The organism is Syntrophomonas curvata (genome assembly GCF_052976825.1).
Map to the genome: position 1 here is coordinate 2,220,922 of NZ_CM129641.1, position 21,802 is coordinate 2,242,723.

Sequence of the window (21,802 nt, forward strand, 5' to 3'; positions counted from 1 at the left end):
CCGTATTTTGTGAAAGTAGGGGTTAGTATGTTCTATGCAGGTATTGACATCGCCAAGCACCGTCACGAGCTTTGCCTGGTTGATGAGACAGGTAAACCGGTTTTGCAGATTTTTATCGAGAATACTCACAAGGGGTTTGAAAAGCTTTTGCAAGCGATCAATGGTTTAGAAGTTGCTCCTGATGGAGTTCGGTTCTGCATGGAAGCTACCGGGCATTACTGGTTAGCTCTCTATTGCCATCTTAAGGAGCTGGACTATAAGGTTAGCGTTATTAATCCTATTCAGTCTGATGCCCTGCGCAATCTCTACATTCGCAAAATCAAAACCGATGAGAAGGATGCTTTGCTCCTGGCTGAGATGCTGCGTCTTGGTCTTGCCCCTGAAGCCAATCTGGCTTCGGAAACGGTAATGAAGCTGCAAACCCTCTCTCGTATTCGAATTGAATTTGTGCACCAGATCGGCGCTTTAAAGAACAGGGTACTTGGTATCCTCGACCGGATCTTTCCTGAATACCCCAAGTGCTTTTCTAATGTCTTTATTCGCACTTCCAAGGAATTGCTTAAGCGCTATTGTGAACCCGAGGAAATCGCCGAGTTGGATATCTCAGAATTGACTGGCTTTCTTAAGCAGCACTCCCGCGGCCGCCTCGGTGCAGAACGGGCTGAACAGATTCAGGCTTTGGCCAAGGGTACGTTTGGGATTAACCTGGCCTTGGACGCTTTTACTCTAGAACTCCGCCTTATGGTTGAACAGGTTGAATTCATTGAAGATCAGATCGCTGTCATTGAGGAAGCCATCAACCAGGTCATGGAGGAAATGCGCCCCAGCCCTGATACGCCTTACCGCCATGTTCTGGAGACCATTCCTGGCATCGGTCCTGTACTGGCTGCTGCCATCATTGGCGAGGTGGGCGATATTAGTCGATTCCCTAATGCCAAGGCTTTGGTGGCTTATGCCGGTATTGATGCTACGGTTCGCTCTTCGGGTCAGTTTGAGGGCACCCGTAATCGGATGTCTAAACGGGGCTCCCCTGTTTTACGCAACAGCCTATGGCTGGCTGCCGTTTCGGCCCGCAGATTCAATCCGGAACTGAAAGCTTTTTACGAATTGAAGTGCAGCCAGGGCAAGCATTCGAGTGTGGCTACCGGAGCTGTAGCGCGGCGTTTGGTGCATTTGATCTATTCTCTTTGGAAAGAAAATCGCCCCTTTGACCCGAATTATACCTGGTCGCCCACAAACCCCAATGGGTAACCGGAATCTCTATGTGATTGTCAAAGAACTTTTTTAAACCTATTGACTTTTCATAGCACGTCTTAATTCAATAGTTTCCGGGCTGCCAGTACAGCCGCCCGGGCATCTTCAGAATAGGCATCAGCACCTATGCTTTCGGCATATTCGGGGGTCAGTACCGCTCCCCCTACCATGATCTTGCAGTTCAAATCCCGCGTTCGCACCTGTTCAATCACCTTTTTCATAGCCGGCATGGTAGTGGTCATTAAGGCGCTGAGCCCAATTATGTCTGCATTCTCCTTTTCGGCGGCATCAATAATTACTTCAGGCTTTACGTCCTTGCCCAAATCAACTACTCTGAATCCATAGTTCTCCAGCAAAACACAGACGATATTCTTGCCGATGTCGTGTATATCCCCTTCAACCGTAGCCATAACAATCGTCCCCCTGCTTTGGCCGGCCTGCTGATTTAACAGCGGTTTAACTATGGTGAAGGCCTTTTTCATGGTTTCTGCCGCCATCATCAATTGGGGCAAAAAATACTGCTTACGGTCATACATCTCCCCCGCTTCTTCTATTCCGGGGATCAGGCCCTGATTAACAATGACCAGCGGGTCCAGGCATTGTTCGTTAAGGGCCTTATCCAATAATTTCATAATCCCTTCCTGGTTTCCCTCCAGGACCGCCATTTTTAACTGTTCATTAATTGATGCGGTTCTGTTCCCGGAGGCGGACGTATGGTTGTCTGATTCACTGGCTGTTTGCACCGGTGTGGCAATCAACTCAGGTATGTTGCAGCGTTCACATATATGGTGCCGGGGTTTGCCGCCGCCACTTGCCCCTCCCTTATGATCCCTGTATTTATTGATGAAGGCAGAGCAGTTATTATCGCGGTTAAGCAGCACCCCTGCCGCCATCACGGTATCCTGCATCCTTTCATCAAAGGGATTGATAATGGGGAGATCCAAACCGGCCAGTAAAGCCATAGCCAGATAAGTTGAATTCAATATATCCCGGGCCGGCAGGCCGTGGGAAACATTGCTCACCCCAAGGACCGTCCCCACCCCCAATTGTTCTTTGACCTGGGCCAGAGCGGTAATGGTTTCCATAACCTGCCCCTGTTCGGCACTGGCGGTCTTGACCAAACAATCGATATAGATATCTTCTTCGCGCAGGCCATATTCTCTGGCCCTTTTGCATATTTTACGAGCAATCTCCAGGCGGCCCTCCGCTTGGTCGGGTATGCCTTTCTCATCGAGACATAACCCCAGTACTGCCGCACCATATTTTTGGGCCAACGGTAAAATAATATCCAGTTGGCGGTCTTCTCCGGTAGTCGAGTTAATCAGCGGCCTCCCCACAAAATTCTTCAGAGCTTCCTCCACCGCCGCAGCATTAGTCGAATCTATCGCTATGGGAACATCTACCGCGGCCTGAACCGAAGCGACCGCTTGCTTCATTGCCAGCGCCTCATCAATTCCCGGTACCCCCATATTGATATCCAGTATCGGTGCGCCCGCCGTCACCTGTTGGCGAGCTTCGTCTACTACCATCAGCATTTGCCCTGCTTCAATGTCGGCGGCCAGTTTTTTTCTGGCGGTCGGATTAATCCGTTCTCCGATATAAGCCGGCTTCTGTTCTTTTCCAATCACTACCTGCCGGCTGCGGGAGGTCAGCGCAAAAATTTTACGCCTCATCCTTTTGGAGGGCGGCACCCCCCGCAAGGCGCCGGCCATAGCCTTGATATGAGCCGGGGTGGTTCCGCAGCATCCCCCGATTATTCCAGCCCCGGCATCGCGCAAGCGCAGGGCATATTCCGCCATTTCCTCGGGGCTGTCCGGGAAAACTGTTTCGCCGTCGATCAGCAAGGGCAGACCGGCGTTGGGTTCTACCGACAGGTGTACGCTGGCATAGTCTCCCATGCTTTCAATTACCGGCAGCAGTTCTCTGGCCCCTCCGGAGCAATTGGCGCCTATAGCCAGGGGCCGCAAAGCCTCCAGGGTCAATAGGGCCGTCACCGGATCGGTTCCCATCATGGTGCGGCCATTGCTTTCGAAACTAAGATGAGCTATAACCGGCAAACGGGTATTCTGCCGGGCGGCTATCAAAGCGATCCTGGCCTCGCCGATATCAGTCATGGTTTCGATGGAGATAAGATCCGCGCCGGCTTTTTCACAGGCGACCACCTGCTCAGTAAACGCATCGTACAATCGGTCAAAATCCATATCTCCCATAGGCGACAGCAATCTGCCGCTGGGTCCTATGGAGGCAGCCACCAGGGCTTTGCCGCCAGCACTCCGGCGGGCTATGCCGACCGCTTCGCCGTTTATCTCCTCCACCCGGTTCTGCAGGCCGTACTCGGCCAGTTTGAAGCGATTGCCGCCAAAGGTATTGGTCTCTATTATATCTGAGCCAGCCTCAACATATTGCTGGTGTATGTGGCTTAACATTCGGGGGTGCTCAATACCGAACAATTCCGGACATTGCCCGGGCATCATACCCTGCTCCTGAAGCATGGTGCCCATAGCCCCATCCAGTATCAAAACCCTTTCTTTCAATAAATCCGATAAATCAGGTTTCATTCTAAACTCTCCCCCTTTAAAAGCTTTATAATAAAAGCCCCTCCAAAAATGAGGGGCCAAAATTATCATCGCCTCTCATCTGCCAGGATATTCCTGCAGGAATTGGCACCATACCTTAACAGGCGGTTGCCGGGTTTCATCGGGCCAGTCCCTCCACCTCTCTGGATAAGAGTATATTATAAATAACAATCTGCATTTTTAATTATTGCTGGTTTCCGTTTTATCCTCCGGTTCCACATCTTCCGCCTTAATTTCCTGGGGTATGGGCTGAGCAGGTCTATCGACCGGGGATTCGTCGAACTTTATTGCATCCTGGAATTCTTTTTTGACTCCGGTAGTAGCCCTTTTAAACTCGTTTACTGCCTTGCCCATTGATTTGGCAACTTCGGGAAGTTTTCCGGGGCCGACAACGATTAAAGCTATAACCAGTATAAATACCAGTTCCCATGGTCCGATGTTACCGATGAAGCCATACATAATCCTTCCCCCTATTAATCCTCCATGTCAAAGCCTGTTACTTTTACATTGTACTTTGCTTTAATCATAAGTTCAATGCTTTTCCATTTATGTCAAGCAAGCTTGCCCGATTGACAGTTTAAAAACTTATAGACCAGCGCAGAAACTGGTCTATAAGTTAAAAAAATATGTCTTTTTTGCATTTGCTTCTCTATTCAGCGAAGTTCGGTTGGAATAAAGGCATCCACCAGCCCGATCACGAAAGCTGCCAGGAGACTGCCCAGCAATGATACTGACAGGTAACTGGGAACAATAAACTGGGCTACATAGATGACCACGGCGGCGGTAATAAAGCCTACTATTCCACGGGAGCGGGGAGAAACCCTTTCCCCCAGGATACTTTCCACAATGTATCCCAGAACTGCGATAACTACGGCGGCAATCAACGCGCCGACAAAACCGGATACGGTGATGCCGGGAAGCAGGTAACCTATTAGCAGTAAAACCAGGGCGGATACTATAAAACGTACAATCGTACCTAGCACCAAAAAAACTCCTTTCCAAGAAAAATATTTTTCATCTTTATGATTCCTTCTAACACGCATAACTATTCAATATCATCAAAATAGTATGAAATTATTGCAAATAAAAAAAGGGCAGGCCTCCTTTAGCCTGCCAAAGGTTTAGTCTATGTAGCAGCTATTTCTTTTCCGGAAGTTCCGGTTGGTAATATATTATAGGGCAACAAACCTGAAAGTTACTTGCTGCGACGAAAGCAAAGAATACTGCGAGTGAAGTGGACATGAAAGTCTTAAGCCGGTGGAACATCATGTTTCCTCCTCTCAAATAGTGCTTCGATTCCTGTTAAGAATCTATCCCAGGCAGCAATAAACAGACCGCCTCCTGGTGTCAAGGTAAAGGACTGCCACAATAATCCGACCAGAATGGCAAGGGCCGCTACCGTACAGTCTTGCTGGCGGAATATCACTGATAGCAGCAATAGAATAGTTAGGGCTATATAGCTCTTGTTTCTCAGGCCGCGCCGCTGTATGGCGTCGGCTATCCTTTTGGACGGGTTATCTACCGGAGCCAACCGGTAAATTACCCCATAACCAACTAAGGCCGTGATAGTCAGGCAGAAAATATAGTATTCGTGGCTCACATAGCGCACCAGATAAGCCAGTAAAAGATAAGTAAGCAAGCCCGACAGCGTGCAGCGATAGTATTTGCTGCAATGAGCTCCGCCGGAATAACGTCTCAGCAAGGCCGAAGCCGCCAATATTGCGGCCATTTCATAAAAAAGGCCGCACAAGCAAGCTGTCGCTAAAAAAATGCCCAGCTGGAGTAATGCTCCTAATATCACCTCAGCCCCATAGCGAATCACATCCTCGTCAACCGTCGGCCCTGAGTTCGCCTTTAAGCTCCGGGCCAGTTTTTGGGCCAGATAATGCATCCAATTCCCACTCCCTTTTAGATTTCGGTAAGACTGCGGTAAATTCCACTACGTTTTGGGCAGTCTCAAGCACTATTTTCCCTTGGTATTTTTCTATCAATAGCCTTATTATATAGAGGCCCATTCCGCTGTGGCCGCCCTGTTTGGTAGTATAGCCGCGGGAAAAGGCGTTTTTTGCTGTCTGCTGGTCAATATTGCCATGGTTGGAGACCTTGAACACATAATCTGCGCCCTGTTCATAGATACTGACGTTGACCCAGCGGTCACCCCTTTCTAAATCAGCCACCGCGTCGAAGGCGTTATTGATCAGGTTGCCTATAATCCGGGATAACTCATATGAGGGGACGGCTATCTGGGCCACCTCGCTCCGGATTTCGAGATTAAACTGGATGCCCTGGCTGGCTGCAATCCCCGATTTGATGTAGAATAGGGCAGATAATCCGGGATTGCCCTGCACCGCATGATGTTGCGATATAATGGTGTCCCCCATCAATTCCTCCAGGTATTTCCGGGTCTCGTTCAGATTGCCAAGCTGCACGAATCCGTACAGAGTCTGCAGGTGGTTGATACGGTCGTGCCCTTCGGCCCTTATGGCCGTATACAGCTCGTCCAGGGTGTTCAGATACGCCAGTTGCACCAGATATTCGTTTTCCTTCCGAGATAATGCTAATAACTGATTAATCACGATAATTATCATTAAAAAAATTATTACCATCAAGCTGCTGCTCAAGATACCGGCATCTTCTATTTCAATACCTAAAAAGTTAGATGGTAAGGCATATAAAATACTGAAATTCAGGAGAAATTGAAAAATCAACAGGATAAGCATTACGCCCGTAAGGATAGAAACTAAATTGGACCTGGTATTATTAACATTGTCAAAGCCATAGGGATTCACAACAATAAAGTCAAAAACATGAAGGTTAAAGCAATTAATGATTGCAGCAACTAACAGGATTAGGATTACCTGTGGTATCAAAGACCAGAGACACATCCAATCCTGCAACAAGTCTAACATATTAATCTTTAATATTTTGATAACCATGGAAACGCATATGGTTTCACCCAGCACCAAAACCAGTGTGCCTATTACAGTGGGTATTAAAGCTCTAAAAAAGCTTAACTTCCAGCTCACCATAATCATGATATACAACACGACTGTCAAAATGACAAAATGAGTACCAAACGGAATTGGGAAGCTGCGAACTATAAGGTTTGCTATGCCGTAAAATGATGCAACTATAATTAACCTTAATAAATTAGGTTTGATATTGACCAGCAATAAGCCAATCAAGGGGCTCAGAAAACCGGTTACAAATCCGGTAACAAGTAACATCAGGGGTGTTTGGTACAATTGCCTTCCTCCAGACTCTTAGGTTTAAATACTATTTCTGAAATATGCCACAATATCCTCTTTTTTACATTCAATAAATTCTCCCATATATCCTGTTTTTTCATGGAAAAAAATTTTATAAGGACTTTAGACCTATTGTAAATGCAATAAATAGATCGAAATATCGAACGGCAAAAAAAATATAGACGAAATATGAGGTCTGCAAATTTTAAAAGGGGCATACCTTTCCAGTCAGAAGATGAAAGCAAAATATGGCCAGCCTGGTTTGAAGGCATATCCGATAAAAAGCGGTTCCGCATGTTTTAAAAGGGTTCGGCAGCTTAGTTTCTCCAGTATTTTCTATCCAGGCTCCTATACTGCAGCGCCTCCCCCAAGTGCTGCAATCGAATATTGTCCCGACCCTCCATGTCCGCAATGGTACGGGCTACTTTGAGAATCCGGTCATAGGCCCGGGCACTCATTTTCAGCTTGTCAAAGGCGTTCTTTAAGAGTATTTCCGATTCATCGTCCAGACGGCAGTGTTTTTTTACATCAGCCGGACGCATCTGGGAATTAAGATTTATTTTAAGGCGGGCAAAACGTTTCTTTTGCATCTCCCGGGCTGTGATTACTTTTTCCCGCATGGCAGCCGAACTCTGACCGTTGCCCCGATCCCGCAGCTGCTCATAATTTACCCGGGGCACCTCGATATGCAGATCCATCCGGTCCAGGAGCGGTCCGCTGATGCGGCTCAGATATTTTTGGATTTGCAGCGGGGTGCAGGTGCATTCCAGCTCTGAGCCGTAAAAACCGCAGCTACACGGATTCATGGAAGCGATTAAGGAAAAATCGGCAGGGTAGGTATGGGTAGCCTGAGCCCGGGCTACCGTCACTATTTTATCTTCCAAAGGCTGACGCAAGGCTTCCAGCACATCGCGGCCGAACTCGGGCAATTCGTCCAGAAACAGGACCCCATTCTGGGCCAGGGAAATTTCCCCTGGCCGGGGTATCCGGCCCCCGCCGATTATGCTGGCGGAAGAGGCATTTTTATGCGGAGCCCGGAAGGGACGGGTGTCAATCAGCGGATGATCCGGATTCAGCAGACCGGCTACGGAATAGATGCGGGTCGTTTCCAGTACTTCATCGCGGGTCATTTCCGGCATGATACCGGGCATGCGCCGGGCCAGCATGGTCTTGCCACCCCCCGGCGGTCCAATCAGCAGGAGATTATGGGAACCAGCCGCAGCCACCTGAATCCCCCGTTTAGCGGTTTCCTGGCCCTTTACATCGGCAAAATCAGGCATGCTGCCGCCTGGCGGTACCGTTTTATCACTGCTCACGCCAGAAAGTTCGGCATTGTTATCCAGATAAGCACAGACTTCTCGTAAATTGCCGGCGGTCAGTGAGCGGACTTCGCTTACCAGAGAAGCTTCCCGGCTGTTGCCGGGCGGGATAATAAAGGTACGGTCAGGTTCGGTTTTAAGCAGTTCCAAGCACATGGGGAGAATCCCGGGTACGGGGCGCAGGCTGCCGTCTAAAGAAAGTTCCCCTGAAAAAAACAGGTTAGGGTCAGGGGGATTCAGTAATTGCCCGGATGCCAGCAGAATGCCCAGAGCTATGGCTAAGTCAAAATGGCTGCCTTCTTTCTTAAGATCAGCCGGAGCCAGGTTAACGATGATTTTACGGTTGGGAAATTCGTAGCCCGAGTTTTTTAGCGCAGATTTGACCCTTTCCCGGGCTTCCTTCAGGGCGGCCTGGGCCAATCCCACCAATTCGAAACCAGGCAGCCCTGCCATTAGGTCAACTTCTACCTTTACCGTCTTGGCTTCTATCCCGGTTATTACTAAGGTGTTCACAGTGGCGAGCATAGCGGTTCACTCCACACTTGATACTGGTATGGAGATTTCGCTAAATTGCGCCCAATATCCTCCCTCACAAGACCATATTAGCAAAATTATGGTCCTGAACGCCGCACGCCATCCGCCGTCTCGGATACCGGATGCGCTCGCAGGAAGGCTTTTCACAGCTCTGTGTCTGCTTTTCCGTTCATGTTTCAAACATTCCCCCCAGCTTTTAAATTTTTGACAGCACGCTGTGGCCCGACCCGGAGCAAGTTATGCGATATTGGCTAATAATGCCAATTGTCAAGGCTGCCTAATATTATTATTATTAATAAGGTATAGCTATTCCGGATAAATTCGCAACATCCGCCTTGTTTTACCAGTGCGCAGAAACCTGCGACGATAAAGAAATATAAAGGTAAAAAGATGCAGATGTAGAATATATTAATATGTTTTACAAACATATCAACGGGATTATTTGGTTCAACCGTCCGGCTTGTTGAAACGATTTTTATCGGAGAATTTGAAATGTCTTCAAAGCATTCAATATTAAAAATGAGGCAAAATTATATAGATAAATACGAAAATATGTTCGAGGATATCGTATCCCGTTCGGCCAATCCGTTTGCGGCCGGTTATCTGGATGGGCGCATAGTATACTGGAACGACGCCTTCGAGGAATTGACCGGTTACAATAGTGAAGAATTGTGGGATATGAACTGGATACATGCCTTGACCCCTAAAAAAGAGGAATCTCTTTCCCGCATCATAAAAGGGAAAACCAAAATAGTTCGCTCAGACCGCTTGCTGCGGCGTAAAGACGGCAGTCTGGTGCCGATCAGATACACGGTTCGCCAGGCGCAATATCCGGATGAAGGGTTCATCCTGTATTATGGTTTTATTACCGATATTTCTGCAGAAAAGGAATTACAGGAAGCTCTGCATTATCAAAACGCCTTTAAAAAACTGTTATATAATACGGCAGTTCGGTTTATCAGCCTGGACCGCACTGAAATTTACTCGGAAATAAGCAATACTCTCGGATATATAGGAGATTTTATAGGCGCGGACGATGGCTTTGTCATTCTGCTAAAGGGCAACGGCCAGGGTATACTGCATACCTGCCAATGGTCCGCGGCCGGCAGCCAAACTCCTGATACCATGCTTACTGCAACTACCCTGTCAGACTTCTCCGATCTGATAAGCAAGTTATATTCGTCCCATAATACCGCTAGATGGGAGTATTCATTAGCTCTGACCACGGCCGAGGTTAACCGGCTGCTGGGAGAAGGAGCCGGGTCGATTATGGCTTTGCCCATGCTTTACAAAACAAACCTGCTTGGTTTTCTGGGCTACGCCACGGTAGACCGGCGGGCATGGTCGGAACAGGATATTACCCTTATAAGAATTATGTCGGAGATTTTTATTGACGCCCTGGGGCGCCAGAAAGCAAACTTAAGACTGGATATTGCCATCCGGTTAATCGATATAATATCTGAAGGGGTTATGGTTTTCACCCCGGAAAAGATCAACTGGGTCAATCAGACTTTTACCTTGTTAACCGGTTATAAATTTGACGAAGTAGTGGGGACGGATTTTTTCAGTTTCAACCTATCTCTTTTGACTGATGGGCCAATAGGGGAAATGGGGAAAAACCTGCATAGAACCGGAAAATGGCGGGGCAATGTTACGGTTCGCCGTAAAGACGGAAATACCTTTCCCTGCCTGCTTTCAATCAATTCCCTCCATAATGAGAAGGGGGAATTAGCCTGCAGGGTTGCTATTTTTACCGACATAACCGGAGAAGAAAAGCTTAAGCAGGAGCAGCTGCGTTTACAGGAGCTTAATGCGGCTATGCAAAAATCGGCCTCACTTAGTGCCATGTCCGCAGGCATTGTCCATGAGATAGCCCAGCCGTTAAACTCGATAAAAATGATAGTTGAAGGTCTGCGCTACTGGCATAGCAATTCTTACCGGATTTATGCCAGGGAGGTCTTGGACAAATTAGATGAAATATCAGAAGAAATGCGCCGGATTGACGAGATTATCCGCCATATGCGTTCCTTTGCCAGCCTTAGTGAAAAACCGGAGTTGGAAGCCTGTAATCTAAATAACAGCGTAACCCGAACCTTAAGATTATTAAGCCGGCAGCTGGCAGCGCATGGAATCAATGTCACAACCGAGCTGACGGAGGATCTCCCTCCGGTCAACGCTAATTTGAATCGTCTGGATGCCGTACTGGTAAATCTGTTTACCAACGCCATGCAGTCACTGGACAGGGTCGAACATAATAATAAAGAGCTGATCTGCCGCACCTATCCGGAAGCAGATCATGTAGTTCTGCAAATCATTGATAATGGCATCGGCATCGATGAGGATATTTTGGACTATATCTTTGAGCCCTTTGTTACCACCAAAGCCTCCCGCCACGGAATGGGATTGGGGTTGTCGGTAGTGCATACTGTTATAACCCGCATGGGGGGCAGGGTTATAGCCAATAACAACGGGGATGGGGGGGCAAGCTTCACTATAAAACTACCTCCTTTTATATAATTTTGGCCGATAAATATGCCCACACATCCATAATTTGAACTACGTAAGCGTCTAAATACTGTTATACATGTAACCATGGAGGTGGCAAGCATGGACATTCTCATCGTTGACGATGAAGCTCGCAGTCGTTTACATACAGCCGATTTTCTGCGTAAAATGGGCCATCATGTGGTAGAAGCCAGTAATGGTCAGGAAGCGCTTAATCTTATCAGCGCCCAGCGGTTTAATATGCTGCTTACCGATAACCGTATGCCCCAAATGTCGGGACTGGATTTATTGAGACAGCTTTCCTTAATGCCTGAAGCCAGGAATATGGATAAGGTTCTCTTTACCGCTTTCGCCGATATGGATAGCAGTATCGCCGCCATCCGCTCAGGTGCCTTCGATTATTTATTGAAGCCCCTGGACGTTGAGGAATTGGTCAGAACCACCGAGAGGGTAGCCCGGCATCAGGTCGAGATAAATGAAACCAATGATGAAGATTCTGTTTGCAGCTATAAAAACAATGAAAACCGGAATATTACCATTAATCCTTCCGCTGCCTCCGGGAACACAGTCGGAATCTATTCCAAAGGTATGAAAAATATCTTTGCCCTGGCCTTGAAGCTGCATTATAACCGCTCTATTCCGGTGCTGATCGAGGGTGAAACCGGAACCGGCAAGGAACTGGTAGCCCGCTATATTCATTACGGTGATGAAAGAGAGCAGCTTCCCTTCATCGCTCTGAACTGCGCGGCCCTGCCGGCCCATGTTTTTGAAAGCGAGCTTTTTGGCTACGAGCCCGGTACCTTTTCCGGGGGACTCCCCCGGGGCAAGCAGGGAAAATTGGATATGGCCCGGGGGGGTACTCTGTTCATGGATGAAATATCGGAGCTGCCCCTCGACCAGCAGGCCAAGCTGCTGCGGGTGATTCAGGAAAAAGAGTTTTATCGGGTAGGCGGGCTGTCGCTGGTAAAGACGGATGTCAGAATCATCTGCGCCAGCAACCAAAACCTGAAACAACTGGTAAGACAGGGCGCCTTCAGGCAGGATCTCTACTACCGCCTGAATACCGGCTATGTTTTTGTTCCTCCCCTGCGGGAACAACCGGAAGCCATATTGCCCCTGGCCAGGCTGTTTATGGCTGAAATATCCGAGCAGTCGGGGCGGCGCTTCAGAACAATAACTCCCGAGGCCGCCCGCATTATGGAAAGCTGCAATTGGCCCGGCAATATCAGGGAACTGCGCAATGTCATTGAGTGGATAGTGCTCATGTGCGACGATACCCGGATAAAAGCCAGCCATCTGAGCAGCATGGGATTAAACCTTCGGTGCGATAACTATGAAAGCAGCTTGGAAAAGCCCCTGCTTCCCGACGATTTTTTTCTGCCCGCAGATGCCATGCCCCTTCATAAACTATCAGACGATATCATCCTGCGGGCTCTTAAAATGCACAACGGAAATAAAACGGCCGTCGCCCGCTATCTGGGCATAGCCCGCAGTACGCTTTATTATCGCCTGCAGTGTATAGCCAACCGGAACAATTAATCCTCCATGGCAATATTCAATTCCAACATACCTTCTGCAGTTGAAAATCTAACTACCAGGGTTTCCACCTGGCTGATAAGTGATATCATATTATGTCCGTGAATCAGGGTAGGGGGAGTAATGCTGGCTATGACCCCCATTCTTTCCAGTTCACTGGCGCTTCTGCCGCTGACCATGTTAGAAAGTTCACAGAGCGCGCTTTTGGGCATTAAATCAAACTCCGTAACCGGCATACCCCCCATCATTTTGGAAGCAATATTGACGGCGGTATTTTCCTGCAGGGACAATACCACATTTCCCCTGATATCCCCTACCAGACCGATAATGACATTAACCTCATTTTCGGTCTTGAGTTTTTCCCGCTTATCCAGTCCTGTCCGGGTCAGGCTGTTTATCCCCAGCATCCCCGATATCTCAATCAAAGCGGTAATAAAGGCATTTACATATTTGATATCCACAGGCTATTTCGCCTCCTTCATTACCACGTTGAGCTTAATGTTGCCGGCATCGGTCTGCAAAAGAACCGAACAAGCGTTCAGCCTGACGTTAAACATGCTCATACCCTCACCGGCAAAGACGCTGGGCGGGGTCAGACGGATATTAAGGCCGGAACGAATGTTGTTGATATCGGTAATGGCATTGCCGCTGATGATATTGGCAATCTCTGCGCCCGCCAGCAGGACTTCTTCGTTTTCCACCGTTTCGTACTCCTCCCCGGTCATGATACCGGCCAATTTCATTGCCGTATCCTGGCTCATGTCAAGGAAAAACCAGCCATGCCAGCCTCCGGTCAAACCTATCATGACGGTAAAGCCCTGCGAGATAAAGCTGTCCCCCTCCGGTTCGGCCTGGCCTTTGTTTATTCCCAAATCCAGCATTTGCTTAAAAACGTTATTACTGGCCCTGACAAATGGCGCAATTGTTTGCGTAAGCTCCACTCTTTCACCCCTATTCGTTTATCACCTGTAAAATCTTCGCTATCATATCTTCAGCTTTGAACGGCTTGGAGCAGAAATGGTTTATCCCCCGGGACATGGCGTCGGCAACGATATCCTGATCACTCATGGCGCTGAGCATAATAATTTTCTGCCGGGGATTTTTTTCCTTGATAGCCAGGGCAGCCTCCAGACCATCCATTATCGGCATGGTAATATCCATGGTAATAATATCGGGGTTAAGCTTAAAACAGAGTTCCACTGCATCCCTGCCGTTTCCCGCCTCCCCAATGATTGCAAAACCCTCCGGCTCCAGCGCTTTTTTAATCAGCTTGCGAATCACCGGAGAATCGTCTACCGTCATCACTCTGACGGCGCTTCCATCCTTACGTAAACCTTTCATGATAAATCCCCCTACTATGAATCCTTAAAAATCAGTATAAATCCGGTTAACCTGCGGCCGACAAACCGTCATTTTTTCAATTCCTTATCAGCGATCAACCGCTTTAATTATTTCCCGGGCGATATCCCATATAGGCGCTACTATTTCCGCCCCTCCGTGTTTTATGGCCTCACCCGGCATGCCAAAAACAATAGCGCTTTCTTCGGACTCGGCAATGGTTATTCCTCCGGCTCTGCGAATGTTGACCATAGAATCGGCACCATCGTTTCCCATTCCGGTCATTATCACCCCCACCGTGCGGGAACCGTAAATCTTCAATACCGAATCCATCATCACGCTGACTGAGGGTATAAATAAATGGTCGGGTTTGCTGGAAAGTCTTATCAGTACATCTCCGCCAGAACTCTTTACCAGGTTAAGATGGCGCCCTCCGCTGCCCACATACAGAATCCCCTTTTCCGCCTTCATGCCTGCCTGGGCTTCCACCACCTCCAGCTGGCAGGATTCATTGAGCCTCCTGACATAGGTGGTGGTAAAGTTGGCCGGCATATGCTGGACCAGGAATAATGCAGCGTTAATATCGGGCGGGAGCAGGGGCAGAACTTCATAAATAACCTTGGGGCCTCCGGTAGAGATTCCCATGGCTACAGCCTTTGTTATTTTACCGCTCCGGGGGGCTTTAAGCTTTAATTCCGGCTTATTCCGGCTCCGATACAACCGTTCCGCTGCCTTGCCGTTCTGCTTGATACTGGCCGCCAGCTTAATCTTATTTATAAGCTCGCCGGCCACGCTGTTCATGTCGCTGGAAACGGTCCCCCCCGGCTTGCCTATAAAATCAAATGCCCCCAGTTCCAGCGCTTCAAAGGTGGTCACCGCCCCTTCCTGGGTAAGAGACGATACCATGATTACCGGACAGATTTTTTCATGAACTATGTATTGGAGGGCAGTTATCCCATCCTGTCCCGGCATGTTGACATCCATGGTGATAACATCGGGCCTGTGCTCCCGCGCTTTTTCCACTACATCATTGCCATCCCGGGCAACAGCTACCACATCCATTTCCGCATCGGTCTCCAGTATGCTCTTAAGGGTTTTGCGCATTAAAGCAGAATCATCAGCTATCAGTACTTTTATCAAGCTTCTCGCCCCTGCCCTGTTTTTTAAGTTTGCCTGCCCTGGATGGGCGGCCGGCCTTTTCCGTATGGTTCATTTCCTGAAGCTTCTGCCATTCTTTTTCCACCAGTATATTTTCCAGGTTAAGCATCATTATCATCCGGTTTTCCAGGTTGGCTATACCATCCATGAAGCTTTGCCAATGCTGGTTGCTCAGTATATCCGGAGCATCCTCCAGGAGCTGCCTGGGGATGCGCAGGACCTCCAGCACTTCATCAACAATTATGCCGACTTTTTTATTGTTGATATCGCTGACTATGACCCGGGTAAATTCAGTGTAATCCTTATAGTCGATTTCAAAACGCTTGCGTAAATCAATGACCGGAATCACATCTCCCCGCAGGTTGATAACTCCTTCGACGAAACGGGGGGCGCGAGGCACCTTGGTTACTTTGGCCAAGCGGTTGATTTCCTGTACCTGGGTGATTCGCACTCCATACTGTTCGTCCGCCAGCTTAAAAACCACCATCTGTTCTTCATCCAGCCCATCCAGGAGCCCCTCTTCTTCTTCCGCCGTTCCTGCTTCCGCGTTTTCCAAGGTGCCTATATCCTCAAGCTCCTCCCGGGTCATTATGTCACCGGGGTCTAACAGCATAATGATACGCTTGCCCCCTTCAACCCTGGCAATCCCCTTCAAACGGTCGCCATTCTCACCGGTCAAGGCCTGGGGTGGGGCAAAGATGGTGTCTTTGGGAATCCGGGCCACCTCGTAGACCCGGTCTACCACCAGGCCAATACGAGCATTATCAACATCGATTACTACCACCCGGGTGCTGTCGGTAATACCGTCATTGGCGGTGTTAAGTTTGATGCGCATGTCAATAATGGGCATAAGGTTATCCCGCAGGGATATTACTCCTTTGATGTACGCAGGCATATTGGGCACTTTTACAATATCCGGATAGCGTATTATTTCCCTGACACTCTCTATCTCCAGAGCAAATTCTTCTGGCCCCAGCAGGAATGATACCAGCTGCACCTCTTCCAGTTTTTTCTCCACTACCCCTTTACTGCTGTCGCTTCCTGCTTTAATGGCGCCGGTTTCATTATCTGCATCTGCGTCTATGCTGCATAGGTTTCCTGCTTCCAGTATCATTACCAGGCTTTTACCGTCATTACCCTTGACCACTCCAACCACCGAACCGGCGTCAACCCCTGAAACCAAAGCCGGCGCTGCCTCTATGCGGCCGCTTTCCACCCGGAGCACTTCCGATACCGCATCAACACTTAAACCTGCTTTTTTTCCTCCCACATCCACCACAATGATCCGGCTGGAGACGTCACGCGCTATCCTTTCCATACCGAATTTTATCCTGGTGTCAAGCACCGGCAGGATTTCTCCCCGCAAGTTGGTTACCCCCTCTACATAGGGGGGAGCCTGGGGTACCATGGTTATTGACGGAATCCTTATGATTTCCTGTACATTCATGATATCAATACCGAAGTTCTCTTGTCCCAGAGTAAAGGTAACCAGCTGCATTTCATCGGAGGAGAACATATTATCAGCACTCATTTAAAATCCCTCCTTGATTGAATCTCATTCTCCCCACATTAGTTGATCTGCATTTCATCGGCAATAGAAGCTATTTCTTCAATTGAATTGGCCAGCTCGTTAATAGCTTTAGCCTGTTCCTGGGCAATGCGCGAAGCCTCTTCCACCTCTTCCTCCGTAGCGTTGATAATCTCAGCCACCCGTTTTGCTTCTTTTACATCTTCAGCTATGGCTGTCTGGCTCTCGTCGATGCATTTGTTTAACACTTCCCGGTTTCTGTAAATATCCTCCAGTTCCTTGGTCACCAGCCCGTTTTTCTGAGCAGCCACGCCGGCTTGCTCTTCAGCCTTGCGGGATGCTGTTTCCGACTGGGATATTTCCAGGGCTACTTTACTCATCTGGATCTGGATATCCCTGACCAGGTCTTTAATTTTATCTGCATTTTCCGCCGATTCGGTAGCCAGATTTCTGATATCTCCGGCCACTACCGAGAAACCGCGCCCGTGCTCACCGGCAGTTGCTGCCTCCACAAAGCCGTTGACCGCCAGCATATTGGTCTGAATGGAGACATTCTCTATGGTATCAACGATTTTTTCAATCCGGCGAATTTTATCCTGTAAGGCTTCAATGGCTTGGTTGGTAGCATCATAGGATTTGATGCAGCCCTGCAGCCGCTGCCATACCTCGCGGGCTGCTATGCGTGAGTCTTCTAACATCTGGGCTATCTCCTGATTGATATCTGCCGCTTCCCCGGCAATCCTGATAATTTCATTTACCTTGTCCTGGCAGCCCTCGGCAAAGGCGGCCGCTTTTTCACTTTCGGCCAGAACCAATTTGGCTCCGTCGGCCATCTGCAAAAGGGCGCCGGCCACTTGGGTTGCCGACGTACTGAGTTCTTCAATATTGGCTGAGAGTTCTTCCGCCGTAGCCGCCACCTCTTCCGCCGATTTGTTTATATTGGTGGAAGTTTTCAGCTCTTCTGCCATCTCCGTGAGTTCCTGGGTAGCAGTATTGACTTCACTGATCGCCTTACTCTGTTCGGCTACCGCTTTGGACGATTGTTCAGTACCGGCCAAAATTTGCTCCGAAGCGGTTGCTATAGATTCCGCTACCCCCAGAAATTCATCCGACATCTGTTGCAGTTCATTGGACAGCCTGGCATCCTGATAGACCATCTCCGCGTAGCGGCCGAAAAGGGTCCCCATCCGTTCAAAGCCTTTATTGGTTTCTTCCAAGTCAGATTGCATGCTGTTAAACTCATCAACAACGCTATTAATGTCCTGAACCACTACTTCTACTCCGGTTCGTATCTCGTCTACCACCCCGCGGATATCCCGGGCCGAACGCTCCGATGTCTCGGCCAGATTCCTGACTTCATCAGCCACCACGGCAAACCCCCGCCCATGTTCTCCGGCCCGGGCGGCTTCGATGGCAGCGTTCAGAGCCAGCAGATTAGTCTGGTCGGCAATCATTACTACTGCCTGGACAATGTCGCCTATTTTTTGAGATTGTACTTCCAATTCCGTTATGCGTTTACCTGACTGGGAATTCTTGTCGGCAGCTTCTTTAAGTTGGCTTACCATCCCCTCCATAGCAACAATCGATTCCCGGGCAGCGTCGGTACCGTTCCGGGCATTATTGTTCAATAAGCCCAGGCTTTTTTCCAGTTCTACGGCGGAACGGTTCACCTGCACCGCTGCTGCCCGCATTTCTTCACTGCTGCTGCCTACCTGCTGGCCATTGGAAGTTAGTTCGTCCATGAGACGGGAAAATTCCTGAGCCGCAGCATTGGATTCTTCAATCCCAGCCAGCAGCTGTTCTGATGCGGCTGCAATCCTTTCCGCCATGGCCTGCTGTTTGGCCAGAGTTCGTGCCCTGGCTTTTTCCTGAGCCATTTTCCGGGCTTGTTCCCGCTTGCGGACGATTTCGTCGTCACTCTCTCTTTTTACCGCAATTCCGGTTTTTTCATTAACCTCCATGCTTGTTGGCTTCTCTAACTTCTTGGCCACAATCATCACTCCTTATATTTTTTAGAGAACGGTTAAACCTTTGCCCCTGCGGGCTAAAATCTTACCCCCACCGGCATAGCCAGGTTCGGTTATCTCCACCTGGTTCCGGGTGCCGGTATCAATATCCATGGCCGCCACATTCAGTATGCCGTTGGCATCGATAGTGAAGGTAACATCTATACTGGGTTCCCCGGCTTTAGCCTTCTGTATCCCTTCCAGGTGGAATTGTCCCAGCGATACCTGCATAGTCTCACTGGCATCACCCATCTCATCCCGCTGCAATATGTGAATAATCACCTCCTCCTGGAAATCATTCACGGTTGTAAAAAGAGAGGATTGACTAACCGGGTAAGGGGTATTGGCAGGGATCAACACCACAAACTCACCCTGGTCATCCTCCAGCCCCAGGGTATGGCTGGTAACATCATGCAATTCTACATCACTAAGCCCTCCGTATAGAATAGCGCCTTCCAGCGCCGCTCCCAGGGCCACCACTTCATCGGGGTTTATTTCGGCCCGCAGCTCTGCCCCGGGTAAAAGACGGGCTACCAACTCCTTGAAGCCGGACATGCGGGAGGCCCCGCCGGCCAGAACCACAGCCTCCACCCAGCTCTCAGACACACCGGCGCCGGCCAGGGTTTGTTTTATCAACTGGATGATTTCTTTAAACAGGCTCCCGCAGATATGATTGAACTGCTCCCGCCGGATGGTTTGATTAAGATGAACCGGTCCGGCCGGCCCCATAGTGATGTAAGGTATCAGTACCGAGCATTCGTTGACACTGGAAAGATCGACCTTGGCTTTCTCGGCGCTGATATGGATTTGCTGCAGGGCAATAGGGTCATTGGTCAGGTCAGGGCCACCGGTGGCCTTGAACGTTTCCAGTATGTATTCCACCAGCCGGCGGTCAAAATCCATGCCCCCCAGCCGGTTTGAGCCTCCCGTGCCGATCACCTTATATATGTCGTCGCAATATTCCATCAAGGTGATGTCAAATGTCCCCCCGCCAATATCCAGCACCATAATCTTTTGGGCATGGCCGGGGTGGCTTAAGCCATAGGCCAGAGCTGCAGCCGTAGGCTCGTTAAGCAGTTTCAGAATCTTTATCCCCGCCTGTTTCCCGGCCAGCAGGGTAGCCTGCCGCTGATTATCGTTGAAATAGGCGGGCACCGTGACCACCGCAGCCTCGATATCCTGTTCCAGGTAATCCCCTGCGTATTGCAGCAGTTTGCGCAGTATCAAGGCGGAAATCTCAGTGGGCGTGTAACTGCGCTCCCCTATCTTAACCTGGTGATTGGTGCCCATTTTCCTTTTGATAGCGCTGACGGTCCGGTCTGACTTCAGTATGAGCTGGGAACGGGCCAATTCGCCCACCATGGCTTCCTGTTCGCTTTTAAAATATACTACCGACGGAGTCAGGCGGCTGCCCCGCTCATTTATGATTATCTCCGCCTTGCCTTCCTGATTGATAAAGGCTACCAGAGAATTGGTGGTGCCCAGGTCTATGCCAACAATCACCAGGTTTCCCTCCTCCATAGGCTTAAATTTTCACGGATTTTTTACAGAAGCTGCTTAATATGAATTCCTCTTTTTAATGGAGCCCGGTTTTTACAATTTCAAGCGGCTGCTTTCCGCGTCTATTCTCTTATTAATTTCATGTTCTCAATAGCGGTACGGTTCTGGGGATATACGGCTATCGCCTGCCGCAGATAACCGGCTGCCTCAGCGGTATGGCCGCTTTCAAAAAGGAGCACCGCCAGATTGTTGCAGGTGCGGGAAACTAGCCGGGATAGTTCCGTGCTATCTAAAGCCTTGCTGCCAACAAGATCCATAACCTGCCGGTAAAGATGGTAAGCTTCATAAGTATTACCGCTTTCGTCCTGTTCCAGGGCCTGCCCATACAATAACCGCGCCTGGCTTAGAATTTTTTGACCCGGCGGGAAACCCGGCTGAGCCTCGTTGGCAGTAAGAAGAACATCCAGACCAATGCCCAGGTTTCTTTTTATCGCCATCCTAATCACCGCTCCTGGTCAGGATAGCTGCCGCCGCCTGCTTGTAGTCAAAAGCCCCCCGGCAGGAGGGTGCGTATTCATAAATGGTCTTGCCGAAACTGGGCGCCTCCGCCAGTTTAATATCAGGGCGGACCGGGGGCAGAAGCCGGTTCTCGCCAAAGTTCTGCTGTATTTCCCGGATTACGCTGCGGGCCAGGTTGGTCCGCAGGTCGCATTTAACCGGCAAAATCCCCATTAAGCCTAAATCCGGGTTCAAACCGGCATTGATTCTGTATAATATCCCGGTCATCTGGGCCAGACCATCCATGCTGAGGAAGGTGGGCTCAATAGGTATGATTAGCCAGCGGGCGGCAATCAGACCGTTGACTGTTATTAAGCCCAAAGCCGGGGGAAGGTCTATTAAAATATAGTCATAGATGTTTTCCCAACCCAGCAGGAGGTCTTTAAGCAAGACCTGATTATCGCTTGCGGAGGCCAGCTCTATTTCCAGGGCGGCCAGGTCGGGTTTGGCGGGGAGCAAGTCAAACGGTTTATGACCACGAATTACGGCTGTATCCAATTCTCCCTCCAACATCTGGCGCTTAGCTGCCCGGCGCATTAATTCGTACAGGCTGGCAGTTAGCTGGAAGGGCAGGATACCGCAGCTGATAGTGGCCTGAGCCTGGGAATCGGCATCCACCACCAGCACCCGGTTGGCTTTGCGGGCCAGGGCGTCTGCCAGGTTCACCGTACTGGTAGTTTTGCCGCTGCCACCTTTGCGGTTGGCCAAAGCAATTATGGTAGCCATCAGCGTGCCTCCTGTT

At 49.4% G+C, this 21,802-nt stretch carries 19 protein-coding genes and 1 riboswitch; of the genes, 3 read left to right on the plus strand and 16 right to left on the minus strand.

Annotated features, from left to right (window positions below):
* Window positions 1-27 precede the first annotated feature (27 nt).
* Window positions 28-1,251: an IS110 family RNA-guided transposase gene (locus ACU70B_RS10015; RefSeq protein WP_447182946.1), complete on the plus strand. Its 1,224-nt coding sequence runs from the start codon at window positions 28-30 to the stop codon at window positions 1,249-1,251.
* A 62-nt stretch (window positions 1,252-1,313) separates the two neighbouring features.
* Here ACU70B_RS10015 and ACU70B_RS10020 read toward each other — a convergent pair whose 3' ends face one another.
* The 7 genes from ACU70B_RS10020 to ACU70B_RS10050 all read right to left on the minus strand — a co-directional run bounded on the left by ACU70B_RS10020 (window position 1,314) and on the right by ACU70B_RS10050 (window position 8,922).
* Complete coding sequence (locus tag ACU70B_RS10020) at window positions 1,314-3,812, minus strand: homocysteine S-methyltransferase family protein (RefSeq protein WP_447183402.1); 2,499 nt, start codon at window positions 3,810-3,812, stop codon at window positions 1,314-1,316.
* A gap of 72 nt (window positions 3,813-3,884) precedes the next feature.
* Window positions 3,885-3,984: riboswitch (SAM riboswitch) on the minus strand.
* A 26-nt stretch (window positions 3,985-4,010) separates the two neighbouring features.
* Window positions 4,011-4,289, minus strand: a complete 279-nt coding sequence (locus ACU70B_RS10025; protein WP_447183403.1) for a Sec-independent protein translocase subunit TatA/TatB — start codon at window positions 4,287-4,289, stop codon at window positions 4,011-4,013.
* A gap of 194 nt (window positions 4,290-4,483) precedes the next feature.
* Complete coding sequence (locus tag ACU70B_RS10030) at window positions 4,484-4,816, minus strand: phage holin family protein (RefSeq protein ID WP_447183404.1); 333 nt, start codon at window positions 4,814-4,816, stop codon at window positions 4,484-4,486.
* Between the two features lie 151 nt (window positions 4,817-4,967).
* On the minus strand, window positions 4,968-5,099 hold the full coding sequence (locus tag ACU70B_RS10035) for a cyclic lactone autoinducer peptide (RefSeq protein ID WP_447183405.1): 132 nt from the start codon (window positions 5,097-5,099) through the stop codon (window positions 4,968-4,970).
* The gene (locus ACU70B_RS10040) at window positions 5,080-5,721 is read right to left on the minus strand and encodes an accessory gene regulator ArgB-like protein (protein WP_447183406.1); all 642 of its coding nucleotides are present in this window, start codon (window positions 5,719-5,721) and stop codon (window positions 5,080-5,082) included. Before ACU70B_RS10040 ends, ACU70B_RS10035 begins: the two co-directional genes overlap by 20 nt.
* Complete coding sequence (locus tag ACU70B_RS10045) at window positions 5,660-7,075, minus strand: sensor histidine kinase (protein WP_447183407.1); 1,416 nt, start codon at window positions 7,073-7,075, stop codon at window positions 5,660-5,662. The genes ACU70B_RS10040 and ACU70B_RS10045 overlap by 62 nt, the downstream gene beginning before the upstream one ends.
* Window positions 7,076-7,395: 320 nt before the next feature.
* Complete coding sequence (locus tag ACU70B_RS10050) at window positions 7,396-8,922, minus strand: YifB family Mg chelatase-like AAA ATPase (protein ID WP_447183408.1); 1,527 nt, start codon at window positions 8,920-8,922, stop codon at window positions 7,396-7,398.
* Window positions 8,923-9,423: 501 nt separating this feature from the next.
* Here ACU70B_RS10050 and ACU70B_RS10055 point away from each other — a divergent pair.
* Window positions 9,424-11,448, plus strand: a complete 2,025-nt coding sequence (locus ACU70B_RS10055) for a PAS domain-containing sensor histidine kinase (protein WP_447183409.1) — start codon at window positions 9,424-9,426, stop codon at window positions 11,446-11,448.
* Between the two features lie 90 nt (window positions 11,449-11,538).
* The gene (locus tag ACU70B_RS10060; RefSeq protein WP_447183410.1) at window positions 11,539-12,975 is read left to right on the plus strand and encodes a sigma-54-dependent transcriptional regulator; all 1,437 of its coding nucleotides are present in this window, start codon (window positions 11,539-11,541) and stop codon (window positions 12,973-12,975) included.
* On the opposite strand, the gene ACU70B_RS10065 is transcribed toward ACU70B_RS10060, so the two are convergent.
* From ACU70B_RS10065 to ACU70B_RS10105, 9 genes are all read right to left on the minus strand, one after another.
* Window positions 12,972-13,433 carry a chemotaxis protein CheX gene (locus ACU70B_RS10065; RefSeq protein ID WP_447183411.1) on the minus strand — a complete coding sequence of 154 codons (462 nt, stop codon included), beginning with the start codon at window positions 13,431-13,433 and terminating at the stop codon, window positions 12,972-12,974. The two genes, ACU70B_RS10060 and ACU70B_RS10065, sit on opposite strands and share 4 nt — an antisense overlap.
* 3 nt (window positions 13,434-13,436) lie before the next feature.
* Window positions 13,437-13,913, minus strand: coding sequence for a chemotaxis protein CheX (locus tag ACU70B_RS10070; protein WP_447183412.1), 477 nt, complete (start codon window positions 13,911-13,913; stop codon window positions 13,437-13,439).
* A 10-nt stretch (window positions 13,914-13,923) separates the two neighbouring features.
* A complete protein-coding gene (locus ACU70B_RS10075) occupies window positions 13,924-14,313 on the minus strand; it encodes a response regulator (RefSeq protein WP_447183413.1) in 390 nt (129 codons plus the stop codon).
* A gap of 87 nt (window positions 14,314-14,400) precedes the next feature.
* Complete coding sequence (locus ACU70B_RS10080) at window positions 14,401-15,450, minus strand: protein-glutamate methylesterase/protein-glutamine glutaminase (protein WP_447183414.1); 1,050 nt, start codon at window positions 15,448-15,450, stop codon at window positions 14,401-14,403.
* Complete coding sequence (locus ACU70B_RS10085) at window positions 15,428-16,999, minus strand: chemotaxis protein CheW (RefSeq protein ID WP_447183415.1); 1,572 nt, start codon at window positions 16,997-16,999, stop codon at window positions 15,428-15,430. The genes ACU70B_RS10080 and ACU70B_RS10085 overlap by 23 nt, the downstream gene beginning before the upstream one ends.
* Window positions 17,000-17,037: 38 nt before the next feature.
* Window positions 17,038-18,987: a methyl-accepting chemotaxis protein gene (locus ACU70B_RS10090; RefSeq protein ID WP_447183416.1), complete on the minus strand. Its 1,950-nt coding sequence runs from the start codon at window positions 18,985-18,987 to the stop codon at window positions 17,038-17,040.
* A gap of 21 nt (window positions 18,988-19,008) precedes the next feature.
* Entirely contained in the window at window positions 19,009-20,505 is a 1,497-nt protein-coding gene (locus ACU70B_RS10095; protein WP_447183417.1) for an Hsp70 family protein, read from the minus strand.
* A gap of 119 nt (window positions 20,506-20,624) precedes the next feature.
* Entirely contained in the window at window positions 20,625-20,999 is a 375-nt protein-coding gene (locus ACU70B_RS10100) for a tetratricopeptide repeat protein (protein WP_447183418.1), read from the minus strand.
* Between the two features lies 1 nt (window position 21,000).
* On the minus strand, window positions 21,001-21,786 hold the full coding sequence (locus ACU70B_RS10105; RefSeq protein WP_447183419.1) for a ParA family protein: 786 nt from the start codon (window positions 21,784-21,786) through the stop codon (window positions 21,001-21,003).
* Window positions 21,787-21,802 lie beyond the last annotated feature (16 nt).